Annotated in this window: 6 protein-coding genes and 1 pseudogene; 3 read left to right on the top strand and 4 right to left on the bottom strand. The window is 69.3% G+C overall.

The annotated features are described in order from the left end of the window. Both G6016_RS10385 and G6016_RS10380 read left to right on the top strand, forming a co-directional pair. Positions 1 to 330 (top strand): annotated as a pseudogene (locus tag G6016_RS10385) (hypothetical protein); the annotation flags it as partial. A gap of 7 nt (positions 331 to 337) precedes the next feature. Continuing rightward, the gene (locus G6016_RS10380; RefSeq protein WP_182632583.1) at positions 338 to 1,654 is read left to right on the top strand and encodes an AarF/UbiB family protein; all 1,317 of its coding nucleotides are present in this window, start codon (positions 338 to 340) and stop codon (positions 1,652 to 1,654) included. 78 nt (positions 1,655 to 1,732) lie between these two features. Here the strand turns inward: G6016_RS10380 and G6016_RS10375 are convergent, their stop codons facing one another. Beyond that, entirely contained in the window at positions 1,733 to 3,913 is a 2,181-nt protein-coding gene (locus tag G6016_RS10375; protein WP_182632584.1) for an ATP-dependent DNA helicase UvrD2, read from the bottom strand. Between the two features lie 121 nt (positions 3,914 to 4,034). Between G6016_RS10375 and G6016_RS10370 the strand changes: the two genes are divergently transcribed. Continuing rightward, a complete protein-coding gene (locus G6016_RS10370) occupies positions 4,035 to 4,313 on the top strand; it encodes a mycoredoxin (RefSeq protein ID WP_182632582.1) in 279 nt (92 codons plus the stop codon). A gap of 123 nt (positions 4,314 to 4,436) precedes the next feature. Here G6016_RS10370 and nudC read toward each other — a convergent pair whose 3' ends face one another. The 3 genes from nudC to G6016_RS10355 all read right to left on the bottom strand — a co-directional run. Beyond that, positions 4,437 to 5,363, bottom strand: a complete 927-nt coding sequence (gene nudC / locus G6016_RS10365) for an NAD(+) diphosphatase (protein WP_182632581.1) — start codon at positions 5,361 to 5,363, stop codon at positions 4,437 to 4,439. 80 nt (positions 5,364 to 5,443) lie between these two features. Then, entirely contained in the window at positions 5,444 to 6,523 is a 1,080-nt protein-coding gene (locus tag G6016_RS10360; protein WP_182632580.1) for a potassium channel family protein, read from the bottom strand. Between the two features lie 123 nt (positions 6,524 to 6,646). Beyond that, a partial coding sequence (locus G6016_RS10355) for a 3'-5' exonuclease (protein ID WP_182632579.1) occupies positions 6,647 to 8,382 on the bottom strand: 1,736 nt, incomplete at its 5' end.

The raw sequence follows: 8,382 nt of genomic DNA, 5'->3' as shown, positions 1-8,382 counted from the left end.
CGGGTGGTCGTGGGGCCCACTGTGGTCCCGGGCGCCAGTTCCTGCCTGCGGTGCGCCGACATGTTCCGGGCGGAGCAGGATCCGCGGTGGCCGTATGTCGCGGCCCAGCTCGTCGACCATGCGCCCGAGGCCGGCGTCCCGGCCCTGACCGCCGCCGCGGCGCTGGTGTTGGCCGAGGTCTCCGCGACCCGTCAGCCGGACGCGCCGATGCAGACCGTCGGCGCCACGGTGGAGATCAACCCGGCAGAGGGGCTATGGAAACGGCTGGAATGGCCGGTAGTTCCTGGCTGCGACTGTGGAGCGGCGACAATGGCCCCTCCTCTGTCATGATTATGGCGTGTCAGAACTTCCCCGCACTTCCTCCCGCCGCGCCGCCCGCCTCGCGGGTCTCCCGCTGGGTATCGCCGGGCGTGCCGCCGGGTCGCTCGGTCGCCGCGCACTGGGCCGCGGCGACGGTGACCTGACCGAGGAACTCGCAGATCAGGCCGCTGAGCAGGTGTTCGCCGTCCTGGGTGAGCTCAAGGGTGGCGCCATGAAGGTCGGCCAGGCGCTGAGCGTGTTCGAGGCCGGGATGCCCGACAAGTACGCCGAGCCATTCCGCGAGGCGCTCACCAAGCTCCAGTCCGAGGCCCCGCCGCTGCCGGCGGACGAGGTCGAGAAGATCCTGGACGCCCAGTTGGGGCTGAAGTGGCGTGAGCGGTTTGCGAAGTTCGACGGTCAGGCGGCGGCCGCTGCGTCGATCGGCCAGGTGCACCGCGCCGTGTGGTCCGACGGCCGCGAGGTGGCGGTCAAGATCCAGTACCCGGGTGCTGACGAGGCGTTGCGTTCCGATCTCAAGCAGCTTCGCCGCCTCGCCCCGCTCCTCCGGCCACTCAACCCCGGCACCGACGTCAAGGGCGTGATTGACGAGCTGTACGAGAGCACCGTCTCGGAGCTCGACTACCGCCTCGAGGCCGATACCCAGCGCGTGTTCGCCGCCGAGTTCGCCGGCGATCCCCTGATTCGGGTGCCGTCGGTGCTGGCGTCTGCGCCCAAGGTGTTGGTCACCGAGTGGGCGAACGGTCGGGCCCTGAGCAAGATCGCCGCCGAGGGCTCCCCGGAGGAACGTAATCGGACGGCCGAGCTGCTCTCAGAGTTCCAGTTCAGTTCCCCGTCGCGGGTGGGGATGATGCACGGCGACCCGCACCCGGGGAACTTCCTGCTGGGCGATGACGGCCGGATGGTCGTTCTGGACTTCGGAGCGTCCATCCCCTTGCCCAACGGGTTCCCCTCGGTGCTGACCTCGATGATGCGGTTGGCCCTGGAGAACCGGGGCGACGATCTGGTGGCCTTGATGACCCGGGCCGGCTACATGGGCAGAGGCGGAATGGATTCCGCGGATGCGATGGCGTTCCTGGGGCCGTTCATCGAGCCGATGCGGGAGCCGTCGTTCCAGTTCGACCGCGCCTGGATGCAGGGCATCCTCGCCGTCTACGGCGATTTCTCGGGCCGGGAGTTCCGTACAGCGCGGTCCTTCACCCTGCCTCGCGAGTACGTCCTGATCCACCGGGTCCTGTCGGCGTCGGTGGGCATGTTGTGCCAGCTTCAGGCGACCGCGCCGTATCAGCAGATCGTGCGTCGCTGGATGCCGGAGATCTTCGCCGACGAGGACTGAGCCCGGCGCCCGGTATCCAGCGGTCGAGGCCCGGCGCTCGGGGCCGGTGTCCGGGCGGGCCGTCGGCCACCACCGTGCTCAGCCCTCGCGGACCATCCTCAGGACGTCGTCGCCGTATTCGCCCAGTTTGTGGGCGCCGATCCCGCTGATCCGGCCGAGCGACCGACTGTCCGCAGGCCGCTGGCTGGCGATCTGCGCCAGCGTGTCGTTGGTGAACACGGTGTAGGCGGGTTTGCCGATTCGCTCGGCGGTGTCCTTGCGCCACTCCCGCAGTCGGTCGAACAGCCCGGTGTCCACCTCCACCGAACACTCGGGGCACAGTCCCAGTGCGCGATGCATCGGCCCGGTGAGCTTCTCCCCGCAGCCCCGACACCGGCCTTTGTCTGACGAGTCGGACGTACGCCGGGTCGCCGACGGATCGACAGTGGGTCGGACCGGGTCGAGGAACCGGCTCGCTCGGCGGGTGGCGCGACCGCCTGCACGCCGACTGCGGCTCCACGACAGAGACAGGTGCTCGCGTGCACGGGTGATGCCCACGTACAGGAGTCTCCGCTCCTCCTCGATGGCATCGGGCCCGGAGTTGATCGCGTGACTGATGGGCAGGCTGCCCTCATGGACGCCGATGAGGAACACGGCATCCCATTCCAGACCCTTGGCGGCGTGGATCGAGGCCAGTGTCACCCCGCGCTCATCGGGGGCGTGCCTGGCCGCTGCGCGCTCCCGGAGTCCCGCCACCACGGGCAACAAGCCTGGACGACTCTCGGTGCCGGCGATCTCCTCGGCGAGACCGACCAGGGCGTTCAGTGCGTTCCAGGTCTCGCGGGCCTGGGTACCGGCCGGTTCTGCGGCGGTCAGCCCCAGCGGCTCCAGCACCTGACGGATCGTCGCTGCGACCTCGGTGGGACCTGTGATCTGGGCACTGGCCTGTGCTGTGGCCTCATCGGACCCGTCGACCAGTCGGTCGATCGCGGACATGGCCCGCCGGATCACCGGCCTCTCGAAGAAGCCCTCCCCGCCCTTGAGGCGGTAGCCGATCCCGGCCTGATCGAGTGCCGCCTCAATCCGTTCGGACTGGGCGTTGACCCGGTACAGCACCGCCACCTCGGACGGGTCCAGGCCGCCGTGGACCAGGTCGGCGACCGCAGCTGCCACGGCTTCGGCCTCGGCATCTTCGTCGGAGTACTCGGTCAGCTGTGGCTCGGGGCCCGGTGCCCGCATGCCTTTGAGTGTCAGCCCTGCGCTGCGGAACCGGCCGGCGCCGCCCTCGATCACGGTGTTGGCTAACTCGACCACCTGCGGGGTGGACCGGTAGTCGGATTCCAGCCGAACCACGGTGGCGTTCGGATACCGGTTGGCAAAGCCCAGGAGGAAATCGGGCTCGGCTCCGGCGAACGAGTAGATGGTCTGGTTGACATCCCCCACCACGGTGAGATCGTCGCGCCTACCGAGCCAGGCGGACAGCAGCCGCTGCTGAGCTGGGGTGACGTCCTGGAACTCGTCCACCACGAAGCATCGGTAGCGGTCCCGGAACTCCTCCGCGATCGCCGGCACGTCCTCGATGAGGTCGGCCATATGCCCCAGCAGGTCGTCGAAGTCCAGCATTCGGACCGGGCCCGAGACCTTGAGGTCCTCGTACGCCCGGAAAGCACGCGCGACCTCGGGGGCGGGCACGGGGACGTCACGCCCCAGGACGAGCGCCTGGTCGGCGTAGGTGTCCGGCGTGAGCAGGCTGGACTTTGCCCAACCGATCTCGGTGAGGACGTCACGGATCGTCTCTGTACTCGGATCCAGTCCCACCCGACGCACGGCCTGTGCCACTGCCCGGAACTGTCCGTCCAGCAACTGCCAGGGCTCTTCCCCGTATACGCGGGGCCAGAAGTACGACAGGTTCCGCAGCGCGGCGGAGTGGAACGTTCTCGCCTGCACGGGTCCGGTTCCAGCGTCCGCGACGCCGAGTCCGGCCAGCCGCATCCGCAGTTCGCCGGCGGACCGGGCGGTGAACGTCACGGCCAGAACCTGGTCGCCCCGGACATGCCCGGTGTTGACCAGGTGCGCAATCCGTCTGGTGACGGTCCTGGTCTTGCCCGTGCCGGCACCGGCGAGAATGCACACCGGGCCACGCGGGGCCAGGACGGCCTGACGCTGCTGCGGGTCGAGTCCGTCGAGTACGGCGCCGGCCCCGCCTGCACGCGACCCGGCCTGTCGACCGCCGTCCTGCTGCGCGTCCTGGTGCCCGCCCACTCCGCCTCCCCGCTGCATGTCACTCACGCCCCCATCGTGGCATCTTCGTCCGACATCTTCGCCCCGGGCTGCCCCCACAGAGGTCCGTCACGGTCTCCCCCGGGGATGATTCACCGGACCGCAGGCGTTGGACCGTGACATGAGTGATGTGACTGCCCCTGAGACCACCGAGCCGTTGACCCTGTTCACCACCACGTGGTGCCCCTTCTGCAACCGGCTGAAGAAGCTGCTCGACGAGAAGGAGATCAGCTACGCGGAGATCGACGTGGAGGACGATGCCGAAGCGGCAGCCTTCGTCGAGAGCGTCAACGACGGCAACCGAGTCGTTCCCACCGCCCTGTACTCGGACGGCACCACCGCCACCAATCCCCCCGCCTCCCAGGTGCGCGCCAAGCTCGCCGAGCTCGCCGGAGCCTGATCGGCTCGGCCCACCGGATACCGATCGGCCAGCCCGCCGGTGCCTGACCCTCGCGGTCGGGCACCGGCGTCGTCGTCAGGAGCCATCCCCCGCCACCCGACGTTGACGCCGACGTCGTGAGTGTCAGACGCCGTTCTCGCGGTCGAACGCCGCGACCCACGAGCGCAGCATCACGTGCGCGATGGACACCGCCGGTGCGATCATCAGGTCTCCGGTGCCCTTCAGCGCGGCCCGCACCTCGTCGACGTCGAACCAGGCGGCTTCGCTGATCTCCTCGTCCTCGAGGATGATCGGAGCGTCCGGGTCGGCCGTGGCGTGGAATCCCACCATGAGTGAGCGCGGGAACGGCCAGGGCTGACTGCCCAGGTAGCGCACCCGGTCCACCACCACGCCGACTTCTTCCTCGACCTCGCGGCGCACACAGCCTTCGAGTGATTCTCCGGCCTCGACGAACCCGGCGACGTGCGAGTACATCCCGGCGGGCCAGATCGGCTGTCGCGCGAGCAGCACCCTCCGACCACCGTCGTGGACCAGGCAGATCACGGCCGGGTCGGTTCGCGGGTATTCGGGGTTGCCGTGAAAGGGGTCCTCGATCGCCCATCCGGCCTCCGTGCGCCGCGGGTGGTGTTGCGGGTCGCGACCCCGCACGTTGTCGCGGTGCCAGCCGAGAAGTGCAACCGCCTGGGAGGCCAGCGATCCGTGGCCGTCGATCAGGTCGGCACCGCTGCGGCGGAGGTTGGTCACGGCAGGGTCGTCGGGCAAGTCCTCGACGGTGACGGCCCAGATGTGCCGTTCATCATCGGTGCGGCCGAGGAACACCGCGTCCGGCGGCAGCTCATCGGCGTACAGTATCGCCGGTTCGAGAAGGATGCGCGCGGCACCGCCGGGGTCGGGTTCGATGGCGAACCTGTTGCGTCGATCCACCCGCATCACCCGCGCCTCGAGCCACCCCGCGGCAAGCGCCTCGTCATGCCGCCGCAGCGGTGCGGCACGGTCGGGGGCGGCGACGGACAGCACCGGGTCGCTGTCCAACTGGAAGTCCAACGGCATCGTGGAAAGTCCTATTCGAGGGGTAATGGGGCGGACACAAGCCTAGTCCGCGACCACCGTCGACATGCCGTGATGCTCGGTCAGCCGGCGATCATACGAATGTAGAGGAGCCGATCGCCCGACTCCAGCGCGTCGGCCTCCGGTTCGTTGACCTTGATGAGCTGGCCCTTGCGCACGACTCCCAAGACGAGCTCGGTCAGGTGCCGGGGCGAGCCACCGACCTCGGATTCCTCGACCCGCCGCTCGGAGATCGAGAAGCCCTCGTCGGGGGTCAGCAGGTCCTCCATGATGCCCACGACGGTCGGCGTGATGGTCGCCAACCCGAGGAGCCGCCCGGTGGTCTCGGCGGACACCACCACGGAGTCCGCACCGGACTGCTTGAGCAGGTGCCTGTTGTCCGACTCACGGACGGTGGCGACGATCTTGGCGTTGGGTGCGAGTTCGCGCGCGGTGAGGGTCACCAGCACCGCGGTGTCGTCGGAATTAGTGGCGACGACGACGGCCGCCGCGCGGGTCACCCCGGCGAGTTTGAGGACGTCGGAGCGGGTCGCCGAGCCCTGGACCGTGACGAGGCCGCGGGCGGCCGCGGCCTTGAGTGCTTGCGGATCGGTGTCGACGACGACGATGTCATCGGGCGACGTGTCGTCAGCGAGCATGGCGGCCGTCGCGGACCGTCCCTTGGTCCCGTAGCCGACGACGACGGTGTGATTGCGCACGAAACTCCTCCAGCGCTGGATCTTGAATGCTTGGCGGGACTGCTCGGTGAGCACGGACAGCGTGGTACCGACCAGCAGGATGAGGAAGACCACCCGCAGTGGCGTGATGATCACGGTGTTGAGAAGCCGCGCCTGCTGGGTGACCGGCGTGATGTCCCCGTATCCGGTGGTGGACAGCGAGACCGTGGCGTAGTAGACCGCGTCGATGAACGTGACCTTGCCGTCCGGGCCGCCCCCACCGTCATAGCCGCCACGATCGAAATACACGACGAGTGCGGCCAGGAGCAGCGCGAGGAAGGCCATGAAGATCCGCTTGCTGATGAGCCTCCAGGGGCTCTCGGCGTTCTCCGGGATGCTCACCACGCCCACGAGGACGTGGTCGGGGCTCTGGTCGATCGGGTCGTCGTCGCGGAACCGGGACGCGAGTCCGCGTTTCCTCACCATCGGCCACTCCGTTTCCGTGACGGGCTCACTTGAGAAGACATCTCACCTTAGATCCGCAATCCTCACCTACGCGCCGCCCCGGGGACAACACACACCAGAACAACGCCCGGCGGCCGGATGCCGCTACGTTCGCGGCCCGGCGGCAAGAAGCTGCAGCAGCTCGTCGGCATCGGGAAGGTCGGCGGGCTCGATGGTCCGCCCCGGGCGGACGTAGTGAAATGCGCCACGGACGCGGTCGAGCGGTACGTCCCGGCCCAGCCGCCCGGACAGGATCTGCGCCCAGGCGTAGCGGTAGACCGCGAGTTGCAACGCGATGGCCGGCATGTCCGCGGTGGCGGGCACGCGCCCGGTTTTCCAGTCCACCACCACCCAGCCGTCGCCGTCGGCGAACACGGCGTCCATCCGGCCACGCAGCAGGTGATCGCCCAGGCCCACCTCGAACGGCACCTCGACCGCCTGCGGTGTCATTCGCGCCCACCGTGATCTCTCGAACGACTCCTGTAGAGCGATGAAGTCCTCTTCCGAGAGACCGTCATCGCTGCCCTGGTCACCGGCTCCGGGCAGATCGTCGATGTCGAGCAGGTGGGTGGCCCCGAACCGGTGCTCGAGCCAGGCGTGGAACCGGGTTCCCCGGCGCGCGAAGCGGTCGGGACGAAACGGCACAGGGCGGCGGAGTCGGTCCGCGAACGCTGTCGGGTTGGCCGCCATCGCCACGACCTCGCCCGCCGTGAGTCGGCGCGGCAGGATCACCTTGTCGCGCAGTGCCGCGTCGCGGCGGGCATCCGCCAGAAGGGGTGCTGCCTCCAGGTGCCAGCGCCGCGCGGCACCGGCCTCTGGCGCGTCCTGGTTCTCTGCGTCGACCGGTGCCGCCGCGTCCACCGCGCGGGCGGTGTCCACGAGTTCGCTGGATACCTGCCTGGGCCAGGTGGCCTCGATCCGGACGGCGGTGGCGGGGTTGGTGGTGCTGGGTGTGTCGACGAGGTGATCGATCCGCCCGACTGGCTCCTCTGCCCGGCACGCCTCGACGGCGGCATCCAGGAACTCTGACGGCCCACGGGGTTTCTTTCCCGTTCCGACCCAGTGCGATCCGGACAGCATAAGGGTCTGTTCCGCCCGGGTGACCGCCACGTAGTACAGGCGGCGGTCCTCATCGAGTGAGCGGCGTTTGACGCGGTCGATGTGGGTCTTGAGTGCGGTCTCCAGCAGTTTGCGGTCGGTGACGTCGTCGAGCCTGGGTACGGGCACTCCGCCGGGGTTGCCCTCGGATTCCCGATCCCCGCGCAATTGTTCTGGCAGTTGCGTGGCGGTCCTGATCGAGGTCTCGGGCGCCTGGCTCGAGGGGAAGACGCCGGCCGACAGGTGCGGCACCGCGACGATTTCCCACTCGAGCCCCTTGGCGGAGTGCACGGTGAGGATCTGGACCCGACCGGGCGCCGCGACCACTTCGCCGCGGGCGAGTCCGTTGTCGACGCTGCGGGCGAGGTCGAGGTAGGCCAGGAATGCGTCGAGTCCGGTCCCGTTCTCGGGCCGGAAGCCGGCTGCCACCTCCTGCACCTCGTCGAGTTGCTCGCGGGCATCGCCCTGCCCTGTCCGCTGGCGTAGCCGCACCTCGGCGTCGAGACCGAGAGCCTTCTCGGCGGCCGCGACCAGTCGTGCCGGTGGGGCCGATGCCCGTGCCCTCAGCCCGGCCACGATCCCGGCGAGTTCGGCGATGCGTGCGGCCCCCGCCTCGCTGTAGTCGCCTGCGGGCCCCGGGTCGGCCAGGGCGTCGGCGAGCCCGGCGGTGTCGATCTCCTCGCCGCGGGCGATGTCGTCGAGGATCTCCTCCAGTGAGGGAAGGGTCGTCACGATCCCGGTCG

This window comes from Dietzia aerolata, from assembly GCF_014144865.1.
GTDB lineage: Bacteria > Actinomycetota > Actinomycetes > Mycobacteriales > Mycobacteriaceae > Dietzia > Dietzia aerolata.
This window is presented reverse-complemented; position numbering and strand designations above follow the sequence as displayed.

Excerpts from the sequence above, each read along its gene's own strand:
- G6016_RS10375 (WP_182632584.1), bottom strand. The coding sequence starts at position 3,913 with ATGCAGCGGGGAGGCGGAGTGGGCGGGCACCAGGACGCGCAGCAGGAC.
- G6016_RS10370 (WP_182632582.1), top strand. The coding sequence starts at position 4,035 with ATGAGTGATGTGACTGCCCCTGAGACCACCGAGCCGTTGACCCTGTTC.
- nudC (WP_182632581.1), bottom strand. The coding sequence starts at position 5,363 with ATGCCGTTGGACTTCCAGTTGGACAGCGACCCGGTGCTGTCCGTCGCC.
- G6016_RS10360 (WP_182632580.1), bottom strand. The coding sequence starts at position 6,523 with ATGGTGAGGAAACGCGGACTCGCGTCCCGGTTCCGCGACGACGACCCG.